Below are 26,727 nucleotides of genomic sequence, written 5' to 3'. Positions count from 1 at the left end.
GCTTGCATGTTTTCTGAATTAGTTCACGCATCTTATATCCTACTGAGATGCCGGCGGCCTCGGAAGCCAAGAAACACAGCTTGACACACCATCACATGTGCCACGACACGAACCACTACCGAAGAATTGCCCCCATTCTGCAACGCTGAGGTTGCGGTTCGCAAGTCTGCAAGCTCGGCTTTCGAGCGCTTGTATATTAGTTTCCAAAAGCACCGGGCCCGAGTCGGTATAGCTCACTGCCAGTCGGCCATCGACACCGACGAAGCTAAGGGACGTCACCTGCGCGCCGACCGCTGGTGGCAAAGCCATCCTGCCAAGCGAACGCTGGGTAGCGAGATCCCAAAGTACAACTGATCCGTCCCGTCCTCCAGATGCCATTACTGCTCCGTCGTGACTAAACGCGAGGTGTTCGACGAAATAGCGATGGGCTTCGACTGGCACACCAAGCGGGAGTGCGGATTTTGTATCAATGAAATATAGACGCCCAGCTCCGGTACCTACAATAAGCAGTCGACCATCAGGGCTGAACGCCATCGCGCCGATACTATCGGACGACCCTGGCTCCAGTTGCAATGGCACCAAACGGCATGTCTGCAGCGCACAAATGGAGACATCATAACTTCCGGCAAGCGCAACTTTCGATCCATCGCTGGTAGCCGAAGTCATCCGGACAACATCAGACATCGTCTCGGAGTCGAGAAATGTGAGGGGTAAGCACCCGTCAGTGGAGCATTGCTTGAATCCCACCGACGAAAGCTGTCCCTCAATCCACACGAAGCCATCGGAGATAAAGTATGATTCCGAAGATGGCGCTTTTACCAACTGTGCAGTCCGGGGATCCTCGTAGCACTGCATAGGGTCACAACGGAATAAGGTGCGATCCGACGTGAAGATCAGAAACGCGTCCTTATCGCCATCTGGCTGGATACGTTCCACCCGCTTGTCGCGTCCTACACTGTAGATCTTATGTATTGATCTTGCTTTGGTATCCCAAACCAAGATATTTCCTGGGTAAGTCGCTGCGGCCAGCCATCGGCCACTGCGACTACCGGCCAGCATTTTGACTGCCTCTGGACTCTCTGGCAGACCATCGCCGGGTTGGTGGACGACAGTGTTCCACAAAACCACGTTCCCATCGTATCCACCCGTCGCAACAATATCGCCTCCGGGGTTGAATGAAACATCCGCTATGGCACGCTCGCTTGCGCGAATCGGATGATCCAGTGGCTTCCGTTCAAGGAAGTTCCACAGCATCAAGGAGCCATCCAACGTGCCTGATGCCAGGAAGCGTCCGTCAGAACTGAACGCTAAGCCACCCACCGCGCTTTTCGATCCACCCACCAACGATGGTAGCTCCTGCCCCGCTTGGATATCATATATCCCAATAGTCCCATCTGCTCTCCCCCACGCCAGCAGTGATGCTGTCGGATGAAACGCCAAGCTTGGCAAGCCGCTGTTGCCGACGGGGATCGAGCGAACGAAATCGAAATCTGCCCGCGAGTTCCAAAGTAAAATCGATGATTCAGCCCCATTAAATCCCGCGACAGAGCCACCATACCCTGCGGCGAGGAATCCCGTCCGGGCATCATAGGCAAGTGTCTGGACGCCGATTCGATGGGCGTTTTCCTCAGCTGATATCCGATCGCCAAACGCGGGGCGAGACAACGCATGATGCTGTAAATCCCAGACCTCGACGCGTCCGTCATAGCGACCAACCGCCAGTGACTGATCATCTAGAAAGACCAAGGCATCAATAGAATTGTACATCGCATTGCCGTTCTTCACCTCAGGGTCAGCGAGGGGTGGAAGAAGCTCGTGCGTCCGAGTATTCCAAAAATGAACTTCGCCGTGCTGCGTACCCGCGGCGAGCACGTGACCGTTCGGGCTAAAGGCGATGACCGACACACCAGAACCTAGGACTGGCTCGCGCAGAAATGGCTCAAGGGCTTGCCGGCTCTTTACATCCCACAGGATTACCGAACCATCGGACGATCCAGCGGCTATTTGGAGTCCGTCCGGGGCAAATGATAGACTTTGAATGTATTTCCCGGGACTTAGATTTGGAATATGCAGAAAGGCGTTCAGACGCGGTTGTTGTGTCAACGCGCCTAGAAGCGCAGACCGAGCTTCGACCGTAGGCCGAGCGTTGATGGCTTCAATCCCAAGGAGGAGAGATAGATCCGGCTGTTGTCGAACAGCGCGTTCTGATTCAGCCGCCAATTGTCGTGAGGTCGCAACTCGCTCACGCTCGGAAGCAAGGTATGAATACGACACCGCTACAGCAGTGATTGCTGCTAACACAGCAGCTAGGCCCCACCGAATGAATCTGTTGCGTCTCGCCCGTGTTACGCTCGCTTGCCCGAACTCCGCCTCGGTTTTGTTGAGACCGGGCGCGGCGGCAGCCTGCAATTTCTTGACGGCATCGAGGCGAGCGGGGTCTGACCAGAGCCGGCCCGTTTGCTGCTTCGGGGCTTTGACCCATATTTCGGCATCGGGCGTGAGCCGGCGTAGGTCGGCGATGAGGGGGGCGTCTTGGCGAACCCAATTCAGGAGTCGGTCCCAGCCGAGGATCAGGGCGTCATGTGCCAACTCCAGGTAGGGCTTGTCATCGACCTTGTCGGTCACCACCAGGCGTGCCTCGTCCAGGCGCTCGAGGATCTTGTCCACACGGGCTTGCTCAGCCGGAGCGGCGACCTGGAACTCTTGCCGCGACACCCGCCGCCTGGCGAACTCGCCCACATCGACCGACACAAATCGTTCTAGGACGCGTCGGGCAGTCTCCTGGTATGAATCGAATGCCTGCTTCACCCGAGCGAGGAGGTCGTTCAGGGTTGGAGACGTCGCACCTTCGGTGAGCTGCAGGAGCGATTGTTCGTTTTCCTGCCTTCTGACGATGAGGCTCGCGTCCTCCATGCGCGACAGAACCCGCTCAGCTCGGGCGTCCTCGACAGGGTCTTTGACGTCGAGCTCATCGGCCAACAAGCCGTGGCCGGCTTCCACCGACAAAAGGCGCTCGAGCACACGGCGCGCCGTTGTCTCGTGAGCTTCATCCCAAACACCCACCAGTTCATTGGCCCGCACCCGCAGCGATCCGGTGACGCCGCCCTCGAGAGCCTTGTAATCGGCGTTGGTCAGCGCCCTGTCGTCGCTCCGGCGCTTCAGGTAGTTGGTGTACATCTGGCTCAGGGCGAAGGAGAGCAGCGGCAGCGCGCCTGGCATCTGCACCACCTCGTTCACGAGGTCCTCGACCAGTCCGCCCGGCTCGAAGCGCATCACCTTGACCGCCGCAGGACCCTCAATCACCCGCCGCAACTCATCCTGTGTCATCGGCGGAACCAGGAAGCGCGCCTGCGACCATCGCGCCTTCAGCGGTGACTGGGCGAATTGCGGCTCGAACTCGGAGCGCACAGTGAACACGACCCGTAGATGCCCCTCGCCCTCGTCCAGCCCATGGGCAATGAGGGTGAGATAGCTCTTCATGACCGCGTCATCGCGGCTCATGGTGATGAGCTCTTCGGCCTGGTCGACCACCAGCAGCACTTCGCCCTGCCCCGACCGCGACTTGACCCAAGCCGACAGGGCGTGAGGATCGGACTTCAGGGCCGTCTCATCGGGGACGCTGACTCCCACCGGGATCGCATCCTTCAGTGCTCGCGCCAAGCTGGCGAAGGGTGCCGGGCCGGGCCGGACCACGATCGACTCCAACGGTTTGTCCTCGAGGCGCGGCTCGTCCTTGAGGCGCGGCAGCAACCCGGCCTTGACAAGGCTCGACTTGCCGACGCCCGACGGTCCGGTCACAACGACAAATCGCTCGCCCACGACCCGCTCGACGAGCTTCTTGCTGACCTCGCCCCTGCCGAAGAACAACTCGGCATGCCGCGCCTCGTAGGGCTCGAGGCCGCGCCAGGGATTGGCATCGGCATCCAGGAGCGGCGCATCCGGCAGGGCAAGCGCCCTTCCCGGCACCAGGAACACGAACTGGCCCTTATCATGCTTCTTCAGCGGCCAGAAGATCGGCGTCTGCCGGAACCCACCGCTCCTCTTCGGCAGCAGTTCGCTCTCCAGATAGAGATAGAGCTCTGTCGCTGTGATCACGCCATCGCCGCTGCTGCCGACAGACGCTTGGTCGGCGGCCCCCTTGAGCCCACGGATCAACGCCGCGGCAAAGGGCGAATGCTCCCGGGCGTCATCCCGCTTGCCCAGCGGCTGCCCGCCTGCGACATCGAGAGCCTTCTGGTCATGCGTCGCCGAGGCGATGGCCTGCCAGGCCGCATCCTCAATGAACCACTGATAACGCTCCTTGTGCAGGTTCCCGGCGGCCGGAACCACATGGCGGAAGCTCCCCCACCGGAATGCTCCGGCAAAGCAGCAGTCGAGCACCACCAGCATGTGCCGGCACGGCAATGCCGCAAGGGCCTTGTCTAAGTCAGCCATCGCCAGAAGATTGCGCCTGGTATCGCGGCTGGCATCGTGGGGAAGAATGAACCCCTTGGGGCCCTCGTCGCTCTCCAGTGCGATGCCATGCCCAGCGAAGTAGAAGATCACCCGATCGTCGCTGCCAACGCGCGAGGGAAGCTTCTTCAAAAACGAGCGCAGCCGGCGAGCCGTCGCATTCTCGTTCGCAATGACCTCGGTCTCAAAGCCGTGCTCCTCCCGAAGCACCTTCGCAAGCCCCTCGGCATCCGATACCGGCGTCCGCAGCACCGGCAGTCCGCTCCCATAGCCGTCAATCGCCACCAGAAACGCCAGACTCCGAGAAAAACCCTCCATTGTCTCTATCCCGGCGTCCCCTGCCTCGCTTGAAACCGAAAGGCTTGGAAATAGTAGGTCAGCTCTCGTCCACTCTGAGGCATCGATGTTTAAGTGCTTGCCATCGTGGCATTATTAGCGGCGCTCCACCATACGGGACCAACCCAAACTTCCTTGCGAGCCGGGCGCCGTGGCGGCAGCACACTCGCCATCGGCACCTATGTCGGCCGACCGCTGCTTTGTACGAGTACCAAAGGCCGGCGAGACGGTCCGGATCGGGTGCACGCCTAGACGCCAATCCCATTGCATCGGGCTGACAGCTGCACCTTCGCTTCTCGCAATCACATCGGATCCGACCCGCTGCAAACCGGAGCCAGCGAACTTTTGTCATCCAGAGCTGCCACGCCCTTTGTCCAGTTCCAGTCTTCGGATGCCGATGTTTCGATAAGAGTGCAGGCGATAGCGGCGAGGACGGAAGGATCAACGGTATCCAAAACGATGCGTCCATTCACAGTGCCTGCTGCCAGCCTTCCCTTGCCGTCCAGCGCTAGTGCGCGCGAAGCCCAAGCCTGTTTGCTCGAAAAGACGAGTGGTTCCCCATCCAAGTAGCGCAGATCCCATACAAGCACCCCGCCGTCTGAATCGCTAGCTGCAAGTAAATCTCCAGATGGAGAGAAGACCACCTTCATTGCTGTGCTCAGCATCGGCAGTTCTGCCATCACGCTTACGTCTGAGGTCTTGCGGAGAAGGTAAACAGTCGATCCTGCTCCGACCGCGAGCAAGCCGGACTCAACATCGACTGCGAGCGACATCACCGGTTTGCTCAGGCGAATTGGCGCCCTCGACTGTCCCGTCCCATTGCGTCTCCAGAACCTGAGCATTCCGTCATCATCTCCGGAGACAAGGTCCATGTTCCAAGGAGAAAAACCAACTGTGCGCGTTGTTACACCAAGCCGGGTCGCATCAATCCGGCGGCGGCGACCCGAAACCAGATCAATCAGTTCTAAGCGAGAATCGTCGACTGAAACTGCAAGCGTGGTGCCGGTTGAATCTAGCGTAACGGACCATCCCACGCCGCTGGTACCGGGGCGAAGAAGACGCTCTCGATAATCGGCCAAATCCCATTCGCGAACAGCGCTGTAGGGATCAATTGTGAAGACATGCGATGCGTCCGGCGGGACGTCAGCCGACATCACGTGCACTGATTGCGGGACAGGAGGAAGCTCACGCGCATTGGTGCCCGAAATGTCCCACAGCCGCAGCGCGTTCGGGACCTCTTGAAGTGCACCGGCAAGCAATAGGTTATTATTTCGTGCGAACGCTAGATATGAGAGTGTTTCCGATTGCCCTGCATCGGGACCGTCGCGCATTAGGATTGATTGAGAGAGGGGCAGAAAATCCGCTGCCTCGAGAAGCTCCATGACTCCAGAATTGGCCACGAGCAATGAATGGCGTCTCGGAAGCGAAGCGAGGACCTGCAATCCGTCTCCACCGAGATTGCTTTCGCCTCCGGCAGAGGCGGCGTACAGGGTCGTGCCATGATTTTGTGTAGAGATCAGGAACCTCGGCGGACTAGATATTGACACGATCCCGACCACTACACTCGCTCTCGGTGGGAGCACTTCGTGCAGGGTATGGGCTCGATCGCATCGCTGCACCGCCCCACCGAAGGTCCCTACGACGGGATTGCCAGAAGTCGAGTCGATCGCAAGCGTCGAAACCTCCCCGTGGTCGGGAAGGCGGCAGACCTCGGATGGCTGGTTGGGACCACTTCGAGGGATAAGCAGCACCTTGTCTCCGCCGCCGACATAGAAACCGTCCTGTGCGGAGGCAATGGCTGTGATCCGTGGCAACTTCAGTTCTGGCGGCCATTTCTCGTCGAGCCATTCCGGCGCCGCGAAGGCAGTCGGAATCGCGTCTTTCGCAACCCACTTGATGATTCTGCCCTCCCCGTCGCCGGCCAAAAGTGCGGAGCCGTCGATGGAGAATGCAATGGCCGTCAGTTCTATATGCTTGTCGTCAAGCAGCGTCTCAACATGTTCGAAAGTATTTCCGGTACGAAGATATATTTTTCCACCCTCTGCGGCGCTGGCGATCATCTTGCCGGCGGGATGAATGTCGGCCGTTACAGTCTCCTCACCCTCGATGCTGCCGAGGTTAAAAGTTCGGCGCTCTTCGATGTCGAGTACCCCCAGCCCGCCATTGCTTTCGACGAGCACAGCGTGGCGTTCAGCGGAGTCACTCCTGGCAGAAACGACCGACAGCTCGGCAGCGTCAATGCCCCTTAGGTGGTAGGGTTGGGATAGAATCTGGCGGAGGGCATCCGCCACCTCGAGCATGCCAGCCCCCTTTGCCCGACGGCTGAGTTCGAACGCCTCTTCGGCAATCAGTATTGACGCTCGGTCGTATTGCGGGGCATCGCGCAACGCGCGCTGGGCGAGCGCGCGGATCATCGCGGCCTGCCTCTGATATTCTTTCTGTTGGTCAGTCACCCATGCCACGAAACCAAGGACCGCAATCAGCAGCACGGCGGCAGTGGCCCCGAAGGACAAGCCAATTCTGCGCAATCGTGCATTTCTGCGCGCCTCCTTGCTGCCCTCAATCAACTTCACCTGATCCCGCGTCGGTAGACGCATCCCCGGAAGGCCTAGTTCCACCAATTCTAGGTCGCGTTCGCCTAGCGGCCGGCGTGCGTCAGGGCTGGAAGTGTCATTGGGCCTCATGCGCGCTTCGAGGATGCGGCGTGCACGCTGTCCCGGAGATTGCGATTCCTCGAACCTGCTGCGGACATACGAGGCGATGACGTCATGTGCCAGCCGGTTTGCCGGCAGCCCCGCGTGGGTACAGGCAACAAGGAAATACAATCCCCTCAGTTTTTGTACGAGGCTCAAAATCGAAGGGCCGAAATCGGCTCCGAGCTCCGTCTCGGTCCGATCGCGCGCGGTACCGTTGGTATTCGTGAAGTACTCGAGAAGATCCAGTACGAGCCCCGTGCGGACAGCTTCTGGCACTTCACTTCGGAGGTGATCGATCTGTTCGTCGAAGAAATCGTGGAGGAAACGCTTCTTGTCCACCAAGTCTCTGAAAAGTTCGACGGACAAATGCCTTCCACCCGTCGGCGTCTCTGGTGCGTCATCCCACATTCGAGACAATTGGACTTGCAGGAGCGGGGTCACGTTCGAGACGGCGTCGCTGAGCACATAGTCGGCCATGCGGTCAGGTAAGGCGGGGTCGATAGAGAGCTTATAGGCGCTGCGCAGACGCTCGGTACGTGTAGCGCTTTTAACTATGTCGATTACGCCCTGGCGCGATAGGTCGGGAATACAGAAGGTTTCAAAGGAAATTGAGCGCTGGACAAGACCGGCTTCGATATCCGCGAGATATTCCTTGCGGAACACAAGGACAAGGCGGCCCTGCGCACGATCGCGCGCACCGAAAAGCTTCGACAAAGCGTCAAGAAATGTCGGCAGGGATCCACTCTGCCGTTCATCGGCACCGGCCAGTGCTCGATCCATCTGATCCAGTACCCCAAGCACGGGTAGAGCGCTCTGCTCTGCTACTCGCCACGCGTCGTCTAAAGCTATGGTGGATGTTCGCGCTAGCGCGCCCGCCAGTGAGCCGGCCATTCCGAGGCCGGTGTCGCACACAACAAACCGAGGCAAAAACGCCGTCAATCGTGGCAGGAAGCCTGCCTGGAGCAGGGACGACTTGCCGGCCCCAGATTGCCCCGTGACCAACAGAAGCTGAGCGCGATCGGGGCCTCTCAACCAATCATAGAGAAATCTTATCTCGTCTGCACGGCCCGAAAACAGTTCGGCATGCTCCTCGCCGTAGCTTTGCAGATGCCGGAACGGCCGGTCAGGCAATTCTCGAGCTGCTGGCTGCGGAAGTGAAAACAGGGGATCTCCGACGGCCAATGGGAGGCTCCAGTTGGCCGCGTCGATCGCGCCGGGTCGCAGATGAAGGCTCCATGGCCATCGGTCGGCGCTCCATTCGACCTGATCGGGATGATACATATGCCGGGGATCCGCACCATGCTCGGTTTTGACAGCCGCGACTGCCTCCGCAAATGCGGTTCCGATCGAGGCACCGCTTCCGAAATTCCGGTAAAAGCGGGTGGCGAAGTCTGTCGCGGTCCGGTCGGCAACTGCCCGATCCGTGGCAATAACCGCGTCGACGCCCGCAACCAGCAGATCCTCGACATGCATCCCGGTTGAACATCCATTCAGAAAGACCAGGCGCAAGCTCTTCTGCTGACCCAGATACTCCGCGAGGCCCCTGCGATCAGCCGCTCGCAATCCTCCTTCAGCCGACCTTAATAGTAGCTGAAACGAGTTCGCGTGCCCTGCGTAGTGGAACACGGCAACGAGACCCCTGTTTGCGGGATCTGCGAACAAATCGAAAATCCTTGAAGCTGTCGCCTGGCGTTCTTCAAAAAATCTGCACAGATCGAGCGCCTCGGCCCTACGCATCGCTTCAGCCAACGCATCGGCCTCGGCCTCGAGCTTGCGCAGATAAGTTTCTTGGATTTCATCGTCGTTGGCAAAGAACAAGAGGATGCGTGGCAACTCGCGAGTTGCCCGTGCCGCTGCCGTGCCTGTTGGCCAAGGAACTGGCTCGGAGGACGTTGGATGCATCAGACCGACATCTCTGAAATCGGACTAGGATCACCGGCGATGCGCACTCGTGTCTACAGCAACCCGCTGGAAGTGTGCCCGTGCGGCAAGCTATCTCAAACCGGTTGAAATCTACAAGTGCGCATAGGGAGCTGGCTCTAAGGCCGCTACAAAGAGATGAACCCCTATTCGGCCCAAGACTGATCAAGAAACGCAATGGGCCGGCCAGAACCGCCGGCCGACCAACCAAAACACTGCCGAGGAGCCTGCACCCGACGCCAAAGCTACCGGCGCCAACCGTTGAGGTCTGCTATCCGCATGCAGAAGTCTCCTTCGCCACGATAGAGTTGGGATGTTGACAAACGCGCCCACTTCGCGGGTTCGTCGAGAGAGATCCCACCTCCCATCATGATTGTGTGAGGTCCTTGGCTGAGCGGCGCCGCGCTTCGACCTTGGTCGCAATGCCCGAATACAACGACTAGATCGATCATAAAAGCACAGCTAATATTTGTGTCGAAAAGGGGTCCATCGTGGATTGGGTGAGTCAATGGATCGCGATGCACTTTTGCGAACATTGTGCGTTAGGTTCGATGCACTGTTGGACGGTGACGAAGGAGACGACGTCCAGCCAGGTTTGACCAATACCGACGCCGAAACAGCCATCTTGGTCCAGATCTGGGACGCCAGTGTCGGCCTTTCGCGCAGCCTCCGCAGCTCACTCAAGCCAACGTGGGGCGCTGCCCGAGATTCCTCATCAGCGGATATTGAGGCGGCCCGCGCGTCGTCACGCGAAGCGATACGACAAAGCGAGGCGGTGGGGTGGTTACAAGCTGCCGAGGCTGCCAGGTTCTTTGAGAACCTTTGCCTAGCGTTGGCGCAGCGTCCTGCGCAACGGGAATATCGTGGCGGCGTCCTCTCTCAATGGCAGGAGGATGTGCGGGAACACTTCCGGAAGCCGGGCGACGAAGGTGGCGAACGATTCAGAGAGCACGTGGCATGGTCCGACCAATGTTGGGAACTCGTTCAATCATCCCATTTCCTTGGACTTCGCGCCTGGACACGGATGATCGGGGATCTTTTTCGTCTCATTGCGGAGCAGTCGATCCGACTCGCCGTGGAACACCGCGATTGGCCGACGGCATTAGTCCTCCGCGGGCGCTACCTTGCAAGCTATCGCGCTTCTCGCTCGGAGAAGCGCGAAGCACCTGTAAATGAAGGACCCGATCTGCCGTCGCCTTTGTGGGAGCAACTGGGCAGGGAGCTGGCCCGCCGTCACTTCAACGATGTTCAAAATACACCGCCGGACGGGTTCGCTGGTGCTCTTGCAGGCATAAGTGCCCGCATGTTGAGACGACGACGCGCACGTGGCAAGGAGAACGGGCGAGCGGCCGCGGATCCCTCGATCGCATCGCGCGCCCTCGACATCGCTCTCGTGTATCGCGGCAGCTGCGATGATGGGTGGGAAGCCTTCTGCGCGGGCTACTACGCTGCCGGTGACTTCGCAAGCGCAAAAGCCGCACTGGCCCTCGTCCAGTCGCCTGAACTTGGCAATGTGCGACGTCCTGCCGAGCACGCCGGTATCGAGCATTCCGACATGACTCCGTTCATAGTGCGATTGTGCGGTTTTGCCCTTCGTAGTGATTCGGAAACAGTCGATGCGCTTGGCGAGCGTCTGCGTCAGATTAGCGCCGAGGCCGATGCTCAAATGCGCTTCCGCTCATCCGCGATGCTTGCTTGCGAATGCGACGGGGTCGACACAGCCACCCAAGACGCGGCGCTTAGCATCTTCTCCGAAGCGGTGCAGGAACTGTACGATGAGGGCGAGTTGAACGGCGCCTGTGCTGCGGTCGAGGTCGCGAGGCTCCTGTTGTCAGGAATTCTACGGGATCCGCTTCTTGCGGTCGTCGAGGGCGTCGAGCAATTGTCTCTGGCAGGCCTGCGCACCGACCCTAGCGAAGCCTTCGATCACACGTTCGCGGCCTGTCTGCGCCTTTCAAAGGTCGCGGTGCCGGACGTTCTCATCTTCGCGCTACATAGATCAAAAGCCTTATTGCTTTCCGATCAAGCACAGGCAAATCGGCGGGATATCCTGGGCCTGGTGGTCTCAACGGCGCTTAAGTTGGCGCAGCTCACACGCGATGGGCGTCATCTGGCTGCACTGCTTGAGATCCTGTCCAAGGAACGCGGGAATCACCCAACTGATGATCAGGCAGAGTCCTTCGCGAGAGCTGCCGCTGCTGCGGCGTCGGCCGCATTGAAGAAACCCGCAGAGCAAACTCCGACTGATCTCGACCACACGATTCAGCTGTGCACCGAGTTCACCGAGCTCAGCCACCTACTCCCATACCTCCTCGAGATTCGGCGGCGCAGGATCGACTGCGCCCATCCGGAATTCGGCAATGTGCATCTCCTGCCCGTGGAGGTGAGCCTCACGACCCGCGAGGCACTAGTGACGGAGGATTGGCCGGCGCTCGCCGCAAATGCACGGGCAGATCTCGCAGTCCTCGGCGAGCGCGGTGACGCCGCCACACGGTTCAAGCTGGCCGGCTATCTCGCCCTTGCGCTCAGGATGCTCGTCCAGTTCGGTGCGCCTGAGGCGATCACTTGTGCAGATGAGGCGCTAGGACTGTTTGAACGCGAACGTCAGTGGTTTGTCAGAGGGCAGCCGAAGAGATCCGGCGCTGAGGACAACGCTGCAGTGTTGGCCTGTGCCAGCGAGCTGGCGATGGCGGCGATCGCTGTGTTCGACGTGTTTCCGGAAGAGAGCCGTGAGTTCCCTGTTGCAGCGATTGAACTTCTGGAAAGGGTCCTCGCTGCTACATCCATGACCGCCAATCCGCTGCGCCATGCCACGTGCCTGCACGATCTCGGCCATACCTACAGCCAGTATGCCCTCCATACAACAGGTCAACTCAAGGTCGAGTTTCTTGAGCGTGCGGCCTCGCTGTTTCGCAAATCCCTCGTCGCTTATCGAGACCTTCGCGAGCAGCCGGAATTCCGCCTTGCGATGCACACCCGGCCCGCACATGTCGATTACCTAAACCTTGGCCTGACGTACCAAAGATTGGCGGAACAGGGGGAAGGGCCGGGCGAATTTGCATCGCCGCTGTACATCCGCGAAGCGCTGTGCCTGTTCGCGCTGGCCAGAGACATCGCGACCGAGAACGGTTCTCCGCGCGAAGCAGTGCATGCTCGCACGAGCATCTCTCTCCTAGCCACCAGGCTAGCCCTGTCGTGTCTCGAGCACACGCGGGCGAACCAGGGCGCGTTGCGCAGCCAATTTCACAACTGGCTGCGCGCAATCGAGGGATCGGTGCTCTCAACATGGGATTTTGCGACCCGTTACGTATGCTTCGCGCTCGAGCAGGCTGAGGCAGCCGTTGTGACGTCGGTCCGCTTACGCGACGAAGGGCTGTTGCGCAGATCGCTGAGGGCCGTCTTCGATACGTGGCAGGTCGCGGAGGTACGCCACGGGGTCAGTGGCGTACCCATACTGATGGATGACAATTGGTCGAATGTCAGATCGTTCAGAGAGCAGGCCCTATTGTCTATCGAGGAGGTCTTGGCGAACCTCTGCAGGGAAGCGATGGTCTCCGAGACACTGCTCGCGGAGCTACGCGATTACTGGAACTATTTCGCGGCGCGAGCCAACCTTGCGATGTTCCATGAGGCAGGACGAAACCGCGACGATCTGATCGTCGCGGCGGAGCGCTTCGACTCTCTCGGCCGGACAGGTGGAACCATTCCTCGCGCCTTGAGCCGATCCTATGCGGACTGGTTCCGGGTGTTCCGGACCGAAGATCGCCTCTCGGTAAATGGGCTGACGCTTGCCGCGGGCCAAGCAGGACTCGAGGTCGGCATTCTCTTTCAGCGCCAGGCGTTTGTCATTGGTGGCTTGGTTGCGGAAGCGCTTGATGTCGAGGTCCGCGAGTCGTCTTGGATCAAGAGGAGCAGCGTCGGGGCGATTGCCGACTCCTATCCTCAAATCGACTGGTCCGGTGTGCCGGCCACGGTCCCCGTGATAATCGGGTCGTGCCGATGCGGCGACAACGCTGTTCAGATCCTTGCGGTGCAGGTTCCGACGACCAGTTGGGACTCGTGGGTGTTTCACGTCGCCAACGGTGCGGGAGGGATTCTGGAACTCGTTCTTCCGTTCACCATGCTCGATCCGGAGGGGTACGGGATCGCATGCCGCGACGATGATTCGTGGCAGGAGGTGAGCGTCGCCACCCTCGCGGCAAGCGCCGGCGTAGCCGAGATCAGGGTGGGGCGGGAGACAAGAGAGTCGATCTCCCTGCTAAAGTTGAGACCCGGACCAGACAACACCCGCGTCCGCACAAATGCCCACTCCCTGACGATCACGTTCCGGGCGACCCCGAAGATCGTGGACGCAGGTGTCGCCATACTGGCAAAATGTGATAGCCCGTTCGCAGGCGCTTGCGGCGGTTGTGGCTTCAACTTGGCTTCGCCGAGCCCTTCGATTCCGTCGTCATTAATACGTGCCTATTCTTCACTGTACCTGTTCTCCGAGCACATCGACCGACAGACAATCCAACAGGTGAGGGCCGCCTCCGTTCGACAGCTTGTGGTCGTGGGAACACCGACCGATATCGACGAGCTGCTGGATGCTGTATTCGAACCACGCAGGGAGGTGACCTTCCTTGTTAAAACGAGCGAAGGCGACGAGGCAATCGCGGCGATCGACCGTTTATACGGCCGGATCGGCGCATCCGTCGGGGCGCCACTCTTTGCAGTTGCCCGCTCGATGGATGACGAGCTCGAAAATGTGAGTGGATTCCAAGTCGTCGATGTGCCCCGCGAGCTTGTCCCCGCGGCCGCTCAGATGGTGCTCGATCTCGCCGCCTATCGCGCGCTACCCGTCGCAGACATCCCGACAGGCTCGGTTGACATGCCATATCAGTTTCAGATCCTGGGGAATCCGATGGCAATGCGGCGGAGGATGACTGAGCTTCCGATACCGGCGACCTGGAACGGGCTGCAAGCCAAATATCTGGAGCTGCTCGATCCTCCGAAATTCGAGACTGCGGGGTCGGCAGATGGCGAGGCGCTGAAAAGGTACTTTGGGCTGATATCTGCACCCTTGCCGCGACGCCCCCATCTTGTCGTTCCCGCCGGAGATCCGGCCGCCCTCCTGGCCACAACGCCGTATGCCCGGCACCTGGGTGCCATCCTTCTCCCAGACACACCGGATGCGGCGAGCTTTACTGCCGCTGCGAAGCCTGCGGAGCTCTTTGTGGTCGAAGGGTGTGTCATCTCGACCGGGGCACAGGCGATCACGTGGTTGCCGGCGGAGCACATGGAGATCGCGCTGGCCTTCTGGGAGGTGGTAGGACGAGATCACCAGTCCCACATTTCGGCGTGGAAGGAACGGTCTGACGCGGTGACTTCGCGGCTGATGTCGGAGATGCGTCCCAATGACTATGTTGTCGTAGCGAGCATATCCGGGTCCGAGTATTGGGCAGCAGCTCTGGCAGCCAACTATGCGGCGGCCCTCGGTAGCCCGTTGTTATTGTTTGACGATGACACGCTGTTCTCCAGCGAAGCGCGTACACGGTCATCGTTGATGTTGTCCGGCCAGGGCGCGCGGTCGCGACATGTCGGGTCGGGCTATGCCGCCGCATTTCCATCCGTGATTTCTCCTTCGAGTGGTCCACTGCAAGCGGCACTCGAACGCATGAACCCTCTGTATGTTGGCATGGTGTCGAGCAAGCTCACCGTGCCGCTCGAGATGGTAGGGGATCCGCCGCTTGGGGTTCGCTATGCCTTTGGCCGCCTGTGTGCCCCAGACCTGACGTCGCTCTCCGTGTTGATATCCGCAGCAGCCTTGCGAGAGGAAGTCAGGCGCGATCCGATCGTTCGAGTCCTCGTATCCGAGGCATCTGACGCAGTTCCGGAAAGACCCCTTCCTGGCGCGCGTCAGGAAGGCATTCGACTGAACGAGACGCTGTCCAAAAGTGCCGATTTGAACGTCACGTTTGTGAGCGGCCCACACGACCTTGCAGGTTTCGTTGGCGAAGCCGCCTTGGCCGGCATCATCCACTTCGCCGGTCATGCGGTGTATGACGAGGAGAATCCAGCGCAGTCCGCGCTTGTGTTCGCGGAAGGACGGCTCCAGGCATCAGATGTGCCTGCTCCGCTGGAAGGGGCGCCTATAGTCTACAGCAACGCATGTGAGTCCGGTGTTGGCGGTGCCACAGGAGAGTTGAGAAGTTGGACTGGTCTGGCGGCCGCCTTCATCGAGGCCGGAGCGGTCAACTATATTGGCAGCCTATGGCCCATCTACGATGAGAGCTCCCTTAGGGTGGCTGAGCAATTCTATGCCTTGCTTAATACCGGCTATTCGACCGGCGAAGCCCTGCGAGAGGCCAAATCGGCTGCATTCAGAGGGGGGTGATCCGATCTGGGCCGCGCTGGTTCTCTTCGGTTGCCCGCGAAATAGGTTGCGAGCGCCAGGATCGACGCTGTAGAAGGATTTGCTGTCGGCATGGTGTGGAGCGCGGTCACGGACATAGCGGCCAACGCTGGATCAGAGACGCTATGGTCTCACCCCTCTTGGCCGAACTTGGGCAGAGCGGCGACCCGAAGGTTCCTTACGTCCTGTTGGTGGGAAATACCTCGATTATTCCAGCCGCCTCAGAAGGAGGAAGACTTGAGAGACTACTTTCCAAGCTCTCTCTTCAGCGCGACTTCGCTAGCATTTCTGAGAGCGCCGAACGACATCGCGGTTGGCGTATCCAGCGCCAAGGCAGTGCCGAGCGGGCGCTTACCGGAGCCAAAAGTAGCGGAGGTCGCCTGCGATCACTGACGTTCTTCAGCTCTGATGCCGGGCGAAACGCTCTCCTGACTGCGCCGGACTGAGTTGCGCAGAGATGCGACATAAAATCAGTCACACGTCGGCCTTGGAACCTCGTTGCCGAACCTTGCCATCCACTCGAATTCAGACAGGGACTTTTTCGTTAGTTTCTCGCAAATTGCTTGAATGGCGTCGGGCACCGTCATGGGAATGCCGCGGAGCAATGGGCCCTGTGAAAAGAAGATTTGATTAGCGGAACCGGCAGCATAGACGCCATCGGCCCATCCAGATAGCTCCCTTGCCACCGTGAAGCCCAGATGCATGTTAACGATTGCCGAGGCGCCGTCAGCCGATCGGACTACAGCATATTTGCCAGTTTGCACAAAGAAGGCCTCCTCCACTGACGTTGCCCCCAAGTTTTATCCAATCCTGAGTTCGCTCCGGCGATCTATGTTGCCCTGTTGGGCGGTTTGAGCGACGGGCACAGGCGCGGAGCTGATCACGGTGCGCAGCGCTGTGTCCCGTCGCGGGGTGAAGGTGTGGGCGAACTCGAAGGGGGTCTGCCATCCGAGCCGCGAATGTGGGCGATTGAAGTTGTAATCTGTCCGCCAACTGGCCAAGACCGCGCGAGCCTGTGCCAATGAGGTGAACAGCGTCTCGTTCAGCAGTTCGTCACGGAGGCGACCGTTGAAGCTCTCGATGAAGCCGTTCTGCATTGGCTTGCCCGGCGCGATATAATGCCAGTCCACGCGGCTTGCATCGGCCCAGGCAAGGATCGCATTGCTGGTCAGTTCGCTGCCATTGTCACTGACCACCATCTTCGGCTTGCCGCGTTCGATCACGAGCCGATCGAGTTCGCGGGCAACCCTCACGCCGGACAGAGACGTATCCGCGACCAACCCCAGGCACTCGCGCGTGCAGTCGTCGACGACGGTCAATATCCGGAAGCGACGGCCATCGGTCAGCTGATCCGACACGAAGTCCAGTGACCAACGGTCGTTGGGTGCAACGGGGACCATCATCGGTGCCCGCGTTCCAATGGCTCGCTTGCGGCCGCCACGGCGCCGAACGGCAAGCCTCTCCTCGCGATAGAGCCGGAACAGACGCTTGTGATTGACCACATAACCTTCCCGCCGCAGCAGCACGTGCAGGCGGCGATAGCCGAAGCGCCGGCGCTCATGCGCGATCGCCTTCATCCGCTCCCGCAGGTCACCATCGTCGCCACGGCTCGCCTTGTGGCGAACCGTCATCCGACAGCAGCCGATGGTCTTGCACGCCCGCCGCTCGCTCATCTCGAATGCCGTTCGAAGATGCGCGACAGCCTCTCGCTCGGCAGCGGGCGTCACCATTTTTTTCCGAGAAGATCTTTCAAAGCGGCATTGTCGAGCATGGCGTCCGCCAGGAGCCGCTTCAGACGAGCGTTCTCATCCTCCAGCGTCTTCAGCCGCTTCGCTTCCGACACGTCCATGCCGCTATACTTCGCCTTCCATTTGTAGATGCTGGCGTCGCTGACCCCGTGCTTGCGGCACAGATCGGCCACCGAAACTCCGGCCTCATGCTCCTTCAAAATCCCGATGATCTGCTCTTCACTGAAACGGCTGCGCTTCATTCTCTGGTCCTCGCGTTGGGCCAGAGCGAACTTCAAACCGGATTAAGCCAAAGGGGCAACGTCACACCCGCATCGCTTCGATCGGCGTCCTCCTCTGTGCATCGATAACGGGGGCAATCCGCAACGCGTTTTGAACTAAGAACTCCTCGGCTTCATTGGGCTGAAGGCGACGAAGTGCCTCGACGGAGAGCAGCGCGACGGATGGCTGCTCCTTCACAACGTCCCCAAAGTTCCTCGATAGGCGTGCAGACTCGCTCGCTGCCAGTCGGGCGACCGCGATCTCTCGCTGCTCTTCCGCTTGCGTGCGTTGCGCCCTCGCTTCCATTGCTTGGTTGGTGGCGATGTACGCTGCGCCTGAGGCGCCCGCAGTGAGCAGTACGAGCGCCCCGGTTATGCTCCATCGAACGAACCGGTTTCTCTTGCTACGCTGGACGCTGGCTTGGGCGAATTGGTGCTCTATACGATTGAGCCCAGGGTAGGCTGCGGTCTGCAGCTTGGTGATTGAAGCCACTTGGGCGGCATCGTCCCAGAGCAGTCCCGGGTTCGGTGGTGACGCTCCAGCCCAGTCTTGCGCGGCAGGTGTGAGGCGGCGGAGCGTGAGGATCCGCTCAGCGTCCTCTCGGACCCATGTCATAAGGCGGTCCCATCCGAAGATCAGGGCATCGTGGGCCAGCTCCAAAATCTCCTTGCCGTCGGCCTCATCCGTCACGATCAGGCGGGCGGCATCGAGGCGTTCGAGCATATCCTTTATCCGGACATTCTCCTCTGGATCGGCCGCTTCCAGCTCGCTCTTCGGTACCCTGCGCCTAGCGAACTCGCCGGCGTCCACGGAGACCAGCCGTTCGAGTACTCGGCGTGCGGTCGCCTGGTGCGCCTGGTCAACACCGTCCACCACCTCATTTGCTCTGACCCGCAGCGATCCTGTCACGCCTCCCTGGAGAATGTTGTAGTCGGACCATGTAAGCGTTCGGTCGTCACCGCGGCGTGTCAGGTAATGGGCGTACATCTCGCTCAGCGCAAACGAGAGCAGCGGTAGCGCACCGGGCATGTTGACCACCTCGTTGACGAGCTGGTCTATAAGAGCATCATCCTCGAACCGCATCACCTTGACTGCTGCAGGTCCTTCAATGACCCGGCGCAACTCGTCCTGGGTCATCTGCGGAACGAGGTAGCGCGCGGTCGACCAGCGGTTGCTCAAGGGCGATTGCGCGAACTGCGGCTCAAACTCCGAGCGGATCGTGATCACCACCCGTAGGCCCGCCTCCGTCTGAGCCAGGGCATTGGCGAAGAGCGTGAGAAAGTCCGTCGTGACCTTCGCTTCCCGGTTCTGGGTAATCAGCTCTTCGGCCTGATCGATCACCAGCAGGATCTCGCGGTCACCCGTCCGCGCCTTAACCCAGCATGCCAGAGCGTGAAGGTCTGCCTTGAGGGCCTGCTCGCCAGGTGAGCTCTTGTCGGCCGGCGTGGCCTCCCGCAGGACCGCCGCGAGACTGGCGAATGGCTGAGGCCCAGGCCGCACTACGAGGGGCTGGATCTCAGCCGGCAGGTGGGGCAGCAGACCTGCCCGTACGAGGCTCGACTTGCCGATGCCGGAGGGGCCCGTCACGACCACAAATCGCTCGGCCAGCACCCGGGCACGCAGCCGCTCGCTAAGGCGACTGCGACCAAAGAACAGTTCAGCATGCTTGCGCTCATACGGCTGGAGGCCGCGCCAGGGATTGGCGTTTGGGTCCAGTGGCGGGGCTGGCGGCAGGTCCAGCTTCCGCTTGGGAACCAGGAACACGAACTCGCCTCTATGGTGGTTCTTGAGTGGCCAAAGGATCGGAGCTTGCCGAAACGGCGGAGGCAGCAACTTATCCTGTAGATACAGAAACAGCTCCGTTGCCGTGATCACGCCATCACCAGCACCCCCGACCGGTGCGCGATCCGCAGCGCCCTTCAGCCCATCGAGCAGCGCACCAGCAAACGGCGAATGTTCGCGCCCATCGCCCCGCTGCCCCAGCGGCTCTCCAGCCACAACATCGATCGCCTTTTGGTCGTGTGCTGCCGAGGCGATCGCCTGCCAGGCCGGATCGCGGATGAACCAAGCGTACCGCTCCTGGTGCAGGTTCTCAGGCCGCAGCGCCAGGTGGCGGAAGCTCGACCAACGGAACGCCCCGGCAAAGCAACAATCCAGCACCACCAGCATGTGCCGACACCGCACAGCCGAAAGCGCTTCATCAAGCTCGACCATGGGCAGGTATCGAGCTGTCGAGTTTCGGTCAGCATCCTGTGGAAGAATATAGCCCCTCGGCCCTTCGTCGCTCTCCAACGCGATGCCATGGCCGGCAAAGTAGAACAAAATCCGGTCGTCCGGACGCGCCCACCTGCCAAGCGCCTTGAGCGACCGACGCAATCGCCCAATCGTCGCCTTCTGGTCCGCAATGACTTTCGTCTTGAACCCGTGCTCGTCCCGCAGCACGCCGGCCAGGCTCTCTACATCGGACACGGCGGTGCGAAGCGCAGGCACCCCGTTCGTGTACCGGTCGATCCCAACGAGAAAGGCAAAGCTGCGGCTGAAACCCGCAAGGCCAGAGCCACTGATCATCACCAGCTACCAGGCGCCGCGAGCCATCCGCCTTGGACCTCGCCGGGAAGCCAGGTTCCACCGGTGCCGCTTGTCTTCTGCAACGCGAAGCGCGCGGTGTTCAGGGCTGGCGACACCGGGTCCAACTCCTGGGCGTGGTGGAACGAACGCCATTGAAAGATCGCCCGCCGGCGCACCACGCCCTCGATCAGGTCGAACGGGTCAACAAGCTCTATCACCGCAGCGTCCGGGCCTGCCGCGAAGAGGTGCACGGGAACCGATTTACCATCAGGTTTCAACATCAGGATGCCGAAAGAGGACTGGTTCGCTGGCATGTTCGGGCTGGCGACGACGTCGAAGCGCAAAGTGACTAGCGGGTGTTGCTTCGGGCCCGCCGTTGAAAGGACCAGTTGCAACTGATCGTCCGGCGCCAGCGCCGGTCCGGCCGATTCCAGCGACTCCATCAGCAGCGCGCAGTCGAGCTTCATCGCATGGAAAACCGTCGGGCCGGCGCCAGTCAGATAAAACTTGCCCCATTCGCCAGTCGGTACGGCATTTTCGATGGCGACATCCTTGCTGCCAAGCGGCTTGGCCGCGATTTGGCCGGCTCGCTGGCGCTCCACTGTCATCACTACCAACTCGCCGTCATAGGCGAGCCGGCCGCTGTCCACCTCGAACTTCTTCGTCACTTCGGCGCCAGCGGTCGCCGACCGAAGCGCTAAGGCCAGTTCGAGCCGCTGGTCCGGCCGGATGTCAGCCAAGTCGGCAGCAAAGACGAAGTCGTCGCCAGGCACCGCCGGAGATCCCTCGCGCGCCAGCTTGGCGAGGCCCTGGAGCTGATCGTTATACTCGGGATCGTCGAAGCGGAAAAAGAGCGGGGCTTCCACTCCCGGAACCGCCATTCCAGCACCGGCGCTCAGCAACTCGAACCGGATTTGGCGCAGCAGGCTGCCATCGTTGTTCGGACGCGCATAAGCAAGCGTGATTTCCAGCACCGCCGGCGTCGCCGGAGCGACCGCGCGCAACGCATCACGCGCGCTCTGCTCAAGGCCGGTCCCCCCGGCACTGCCGCGGAAGTCGACAAGGCTGATGGTCCGACTTTCGCCCGAAAGCGATTTTTCAGCATGCTTCCAAGCATAGCGACCGGCGCCGACGATGATCGCCGCGCTCTTCACCGTCCATGTGGCGTCGTCCTCGGCGCCGAACACGTCGTCGACCACGACCTTGACCTCGCCGTCCCACTCGGGCGTGGCAATGCCGGCGTTCGGCGAGTCGAGCACTAACCGCATGGCGAATTTCGAGCGTGGGCGGCGATCGAGACCAACGGGGAATGCGCTTGCACCAAAAGGTGCCGCGCGCGGTCCATGCAGTATGACGGTCGGATTGCGTGAAAGGTGGAACGGGCCAGTCTCCTGCGAGCTGGCGCGGGCGCGATCGTTACGAGCGAGAACAGGGGGACGTGGTTGGCGCATACTGAGAGGTGTCTGCGCGGCGTCGAGTAGCCATTGGCGGTCATCGCGGCCCTCGACGACCGTGATCAGGCCCGTTCGCGTGGACGCCAGGGCGCCGGCGCGCGACGATATCCGGCTGGTAGTCACGATTGCTGGTGCGAAGGACTGTGAAGTGCCGCTTCCCTGATCCGGTCCGTGCGTAGCAGCAAGCATGCCGTCGGCGTGATGTGCAGGAACCAACGAACCGGGAAGTTGTGCGCCGTACTGCTCAGGGAAGGCGAAGGTGATCTCGGGGCCGTCGGGGCTGAAAGGACGGAATGCCGGCCGGTAGCGATCGGTGATCCAATAGGCCGATGCGCGGTTCGAGCCCGGTGCATCGCCCAGAGTAGCGCCGTTGCCGCCCGCGAGCGACCAAGCCATCGCTACGCCAGTTGCGGTCAGCCGGAAATCGGCTTCGTCCTCGCCGTAGGTCCAAGCCGGCTCGGAGGTGAACAGCCGCGGCTCCGCCACCAGTGGCGAGTATCCCGCTACTGTACGCGGCTCACCGGCTGCGCGCGCAACTTTCTCGCGCTGCCGTTGCGCCGGCATGTCGGTGCCGGCAATGGGTTGTGGCGACAGCAGGCGGCGCGTCGCCGGCCGAGCGCTGCGGACGATTCTCGCCTCGTCCAACTGCACGCCGCGCTCGTCGATGAAAATCGCAACCAGACCAGTGGCGGCCCAGGGCGCAAGCCGCTCCAGGCTCAAGCGCCCCCAGTCGGCGGCGTGTCCCCGAATGGTTTCAAGCTGTTCGCTCGATGCACTCTCGCGCTCCTCGACGACGACGCTCTGGTTGTCGCCGTCGCGAGTGCGGGCCACGAGGCGCAGCAAGACCGCGGCCGGCCGCGGGGCGACGGCAGCCGACGGTGCCGCCCCCGGCCCCGCAACCAGGTCGCGAATGAGACGTTTGCGGAAGCGACGCATCGCCAGCGTGTACAGGTCGACATCGACTCTGGTTATGTCGGTCAGCGGGTGCTTTGCCGGGTCCAGTTGCGGCGGAAAGAGATCGTCGCCGGAAATGCCACCAAACGGGCGGAAGCCGACCACAGCCGGTTCCGTGCTCCGCGCGGAGGCATCCAGTAGTGCGGAGAGATGCATCGCCGTAGCGGCGCCCGGCAGATCCCAGGCTGGTTGCCAGACCGCGTGCTGCTGGCGGAGCACGACGGCCTGGAACACCGGACGGTGGCCGTCCTTGTCCCCATCGCGCGCCAGCAGCGACGCGGCGGCAGAATGTTCCGCTCGGCCACTCGCATCCCCAAGACGGGTTACCAACCTGCCGGCTACGGCGTGTTCGAGTTGGGGGAGGCTGCGGGCCTCGATACCGTCGGTCGCGGACTGGAGGATTTTGGTATCGGCTGCGACTTGCGTCGCCAGCATCGCCACGACCTCCGGCGTTTTGCTCCAAGGCAAATCGCCCTCCTTGTCGAGGCAAAAGCCGATCGCCGGAACGGAAGCAAGGATCAAAGGCCCGGCCAGCGGCCTCGCATCGGTCGAGCCGAAACCCAGAAGCAGGTGGGCCGACAGATCAACGGCCAGGAAGCGCGCCGGCTTCGCCTTGATCGCAGCCAGCAACCGGTCCGCCAGCGGTCCGGCAATGCCCCCGGGGCCGCTTGCTGAAACATGCAGGAAATGCGGCACTGCGGCGTAATCGGTCAGCGGCGAGCCTGCCTGACCGACAAGCGGCGAGAAGCCGGTGTCGAGCTTCTGAATGTCGGCCGGCTTCTTGCTACCGGGGGTCGCGAGTGTCGCCAGGCGATCGCTGAAGGCCGCTTGCGGCAGTAGTCGGACAACTTGATGCGCCTGCCAGGTCCAGGTCTCTCCGACTGTCGCGAAGCTATGCGCGACAGCGGCAGTGACCATAAAGCCACCGCGCTCATCGGCGAGGAGGGGGTCGCCGCGGAAAGTAACGACGGCCTTGTGACCGATGCGGCCGGCAGCATCAGGCTGCAGCGTTGCCTCCTCGAAATCACCCGACGCGATCACGGACAGCTGTGGCCAGGAGAAGGCGTTCGCGACGGCAAAAGAGCCGAAAAGCCGGTATTTCGGCGTGGTCTCACCGGAGCGTCTCTGACGTACCAACTGCAGACTGGCGAGCTGCTCGACATTGCTGGACCAGGTCGAGAGCTCAAACCGCGACTGCTCCTCCAGACCGACCACCTGGATCGACGGCAGCTTCTTCAATGCAGCCGTCTTCGTATCCACGCGGAGGGTTGCGAAGAATGCACCCGTTGCTTCAGCTACGGCGAAGCCGTCAAGCAACAGGGGCCGGAGTTCTTCGTTCGTCGGATGTTTGAGCCGCCAGCGGAATGCGAAATGATCCGCGTTGAAGGCAACGACCGCACGCATCTTATCCGCGTCGGTCACGTCCCGCTCCGCATCCGCGATGTCCGACTCGATATCGAACTTAATACCGGTCGGCCCGGCTAATTGGGTGTCCGCAGGCGCATTCGGCGCCTCTGGCGCCAGGAGATCGTGAGTGAGTGTTGCCAAGAGCTGCGCATCAGGCTGGCCGACCCGAGATTTGAACCGCAACTTCGCGCTATGAGCAGGCTGACCGACCTGCCCCGCCTCGGCTCGACCAATTGCCAGGTCGAAACGATCGGTGTCGATGGCACCGAAGGGCGTGTCGCCCGCCTTCGCGCCCGTCAGTGTCGCCTCCAGCAGCCGACCCTCGACGCTCGACCATTTGAGCGTGAGCGGCACCGAGAAGACTGCTCCGGCAAAACCGAAGCTGAATTGTGCGGCTATGTCCTTACCCTTTTCAGGCAGAACCTTGATCGTGAGGGTTGGGACGAAGCCGCTCGCGCTCTGCGGGTCGACAAGCGGCCAGACAATGTCCGCCCCCTGGAGTTGCGGCTTCAGATCGCCGGCGGAGTCGGCCGTGAGGGTCAGCGTCGCCGTTCCGCCTGCGCGCGGCAGCACGGGCGGAGCGCCGACCGGGAGCAGCAGCCGACCGCGGATCGTTACCGTGATTGGATCGACCGTCAGCCCCGTAAGCACCAGTGGTTGGAAGACCATGCCGTCCATGACAACTGTCTCGGCGGGCGCGTCAGGATTGGCGAGCGTCCAACGGAAACCTGCAAACGCGTCGTTGTCGAGGCTGCCGCCGTTGAGACGGGTGGCATGGTCGTCAGCATAAGTCGCCAGGAAGGAAGTCGACCCGGCGCCGACGGGCACGTCCGCACACCAGAAGGACAGACCGGTGCCACGGACCTTCATGGGCTGCACTAGCGTCAGCAGATCGTGGGCCTTCTTCAAGGCACGATTCGTTACCCGCCTGATGATGGGTCCGTTGGCCGCGGGCCGGTCTGGGCGCACCGCCACTGTGCCATGCTGGTCGGCAAAGGCTCTGCCCTGCGACCGCAGCGCGGCTGTACCATGGCGCACCGTGACCTTGTCGGCGCCGCGCAAAAATATCCCCGAGATGCCGACAAGATCGCCGTCCTGCGGAAGGCCCGCAAACATCATCGAACTGGGCTCGACCCCCGTCACCCCCTCGAGCGACCATCGACCAATCTGAGTAACGGCCAAGATCATATCATTATCTTGTCCCCCTCCTCCCGCACGACACCGACGCTGAAGTCGAACTGCACATCCGCTATGGAGTAGGTGATCTCTCCGAAGACGCCGGCGAGGATCGGTTTGCCGCCATTGATCGCTAGCATGTTGCGCCGGTCGAGCGCGGCAAGGCCAGCCTTGCGGCTGAGCTCGGACCAGACAAGATCGTACCCGTTGGTCGCCCTGTCGCCATAGGGCGCATTATCCGTTCGCGGCGTGAACAGCGCCAGCGGAGGAGCCGCCTCCTTGCCGGGTTCCGGCTTGGTCGGCGCGACCGACAATGCGTGGAACTGGTCGCGCAGTGCGATGTCGTGACGCGCCATGGCGGTCACGGCGCCGGCCACAGGGTAGGTTGACCACTGGCCGGCCGGTAGGCCTGGCGTACCCTTCTGGCCGGGGAAAAGCGTCAGCGACGGCAGCGTCGTGACCGCCATGCCGATCTCCTCGCGCCACCGCCATTCGGCCATCGGCCATCCGCCGGCTGCTCTGTCTCCCGGTGGGCGCCGGAACTCGCCCGCGCCGACCGAATCCTTCACCGTGGGGTCGAGCGCGATCGTCGAACGCGCCATGTCGAGCCCGCCGGCTCTGCATGCGTAGGTAAGCGTCGTGCCTTTCCATGCGTACACGAACGGGGCAAGGGAGGGCGTTTCAGCCGGCCTGTTCCGGGCTTTGCCCGCGGCCGCCAGCGGCATGGTCTGCACCGTCGGCATGCTTGCGTGCCGGACCCAGATCCAGGGGGCGTCGAGTTCTTTCGACGCCGGCATGAACAGCGACCAGGAAAGGTCCGCGTCGACCCGAGTCCGCCGAGCGCCCCGGTTCCCCGCGCCCACGATGCTGTTCTCAAGTTTGAGCTTGTCGAGCACTACAGAGAAACGCGGCGCACCTTTCGTAGCCAGGAGATCCCTCTCAAGCTTGCTCAGGCTGTTAGGCGAAACCGCCCTCAATCCGCCCGTGACAAGCGCTCGCTCGGCATGATCGGGCAACAACCGCTCCGGTGTCTGCCGGAAGGGCGTCAGTGGAACGACCCCGTCGAAGCTAACCGCGAAGTCGCGCAGGTCAATCTTGGCAGCCGTGAAACTGGCGCCGTTCTCAGCGAGCAGTTGCAGAGTTGCCGATAGGCTGCCTTGCCTGGGCTCGCCCATGGCAAACGACCAGTTTCGCTGTTTTGGGCTGTAACCAGTATCGCCAGGGCGATTCCCGAACATGATCGCGCCGGAAATGCCGTCCCCGGCCTCGTTCGCGGGAGGCAGAGGCTCCACCGACGACACGTTGTCACCAATGAGCCGGCTCAAAATGCCCGGAGTGGCATTCGGCAGCGGCCAGTGCAA

General features: G+C 61.4%; 7 protein-coding genes. 1 reads left to right on the top strand and 6 read right to left on the bottom strand.

Translation table 11 applies throughout. The annotated features are described in order from the left end of the window. Positions 1–39: 39 nt before the first annotated feature. Both ACIU1A_RS03165 and ACIU1A_RS03160 read right to left on the bottom strand, forming a co-directional pair. Complete coding sequence (locus ACIU1A_RS03165) at positions 40–4,770, bottom strand: caspase family protein (RefSeq protein ID WP_404926584.1); 4,731 nt, start codon at positions 4,768–4,770, stop codon at positions 40–42. A gap of 320 nt (positions 4,771–5,090) precedes the next feature. Further along, entirely contained in the window at positions 5,091–9,317 is a 4,227-nt protein-coding gene (locus ACIU1A_RS03160; protein ID WP_404926583.1) for a CHAT domain-containing protein, read from the bottom strand. A 646-nt stretch (positions 9,318–9,963) separates the two neighbouring features. Here ACIU1A_RS03160 and ACIU1A_RS03155 point away from each other — a divergent pair. After that, positions 9,964–15,780, top strand: a complete 5,817-nt coding sequence (locus tag ACIU1A_RS03155) for a CHAT domain-containing protein (RefSeq protein WP_404926582.1) — start codon at positions 9,964–9,966, stop codon at positions 15,778–15,780. An 818-nt stretch (positions 15,781–16,598) separates the two neighbouring features. Here ACIU1A_RS03155 and ACIU1A_RS03150 read toward each other — a convergent pair. The 4 genes from ACIU1A_RS03150 to ACIU1A_RS03135 form a co-directional block, all read right to left on the bottom strand. Continuing rightward, positions 16,599–17,788 (bottom strand): IS3 family transposase gene (locus ACIU1A_RS03150; protein WP_404924977.1). Its coding sequence is split into 2 segments (ribosomal slippage): positions 16,599–17,530 and positions 17,530–17,788, totalling 1,191 coding nucleotides; the frame shifts between segments, so codons are not numbered across the junction. Positions 17,789–17,849: 61 nt separating this feature from the next. Next, positions 17,850–20,375 (bottom strand): caspase family protein, encoded by a 2,526-nt coding sequence (locus tag ACIU1A_RS03145; protein WP_404926581.1) that lies wholly within the window; start codon positions 20,373–20,375, stop codon positions 17,850–17,852. Beyond that, positions 20,375–25,378: a hypothetical protein gene (locus tag ACIU1A_RS03140; RefSeq protein ID WP_404926580.1), complete on the bottom strand. Its 5,004-nt coding sequence runs from the start codon at positions 25,376–25,378 to the stop codon at positions 20,375–20,377. The genes ACIU1A_RS03145 and ACIU1A_RS03140 overlap by 1 nt, the downstream gene beginning before the upstream one ends. Next, entirely contained in the window at positions 25,375–26,727 is a 1,353-nt protein-coding gene (locus tag ACIU1A_RS03135) for a hypothetical protein (RefSeq protein WP_404926579.1), read from the bottom strand. Before ACIU1A_RS03135 ends, ACIU1A_RS03140 begins: the two co-directional genes overlap by 4 nt.

The organism is Mesorhizobium maamorense, from assembly GCF_044998965.1.
Lineage (GTDB): Bacteria > Pseudomonadota > Alphaproteobacteria > Rhizobiales > Rhizobiaceae > Mesorhizobium.
This window is presented reverse-complemented; position numbering and strand designations above follow the sequence as displayed.

Coding starts and splice junctions, on each gene's coding strand:
- ACIU1A_RS03165 (WP_404926584.1), bottom strand. CDS start 4,770: ATGGAGGGTTTTTCTCGGAGTCTGGCGTTTCTGGTGGCGATTGACGGC.
- ACIU1A_RS03140 (WP_404926580.1), bottom strand. CDS start 25,378: ATGATCTTGGCCGTTACTCAGATTGGTCGATGGTCGCTCGAGGGGGTG.
- ACIU1A_RS03145 (WP_404926581.1), bottom strand. CDS start 20,375: ATGATCAGTGGCTCTGGCCTTGCGGGTTTCAGCCGCAGCTTTGCCTTT.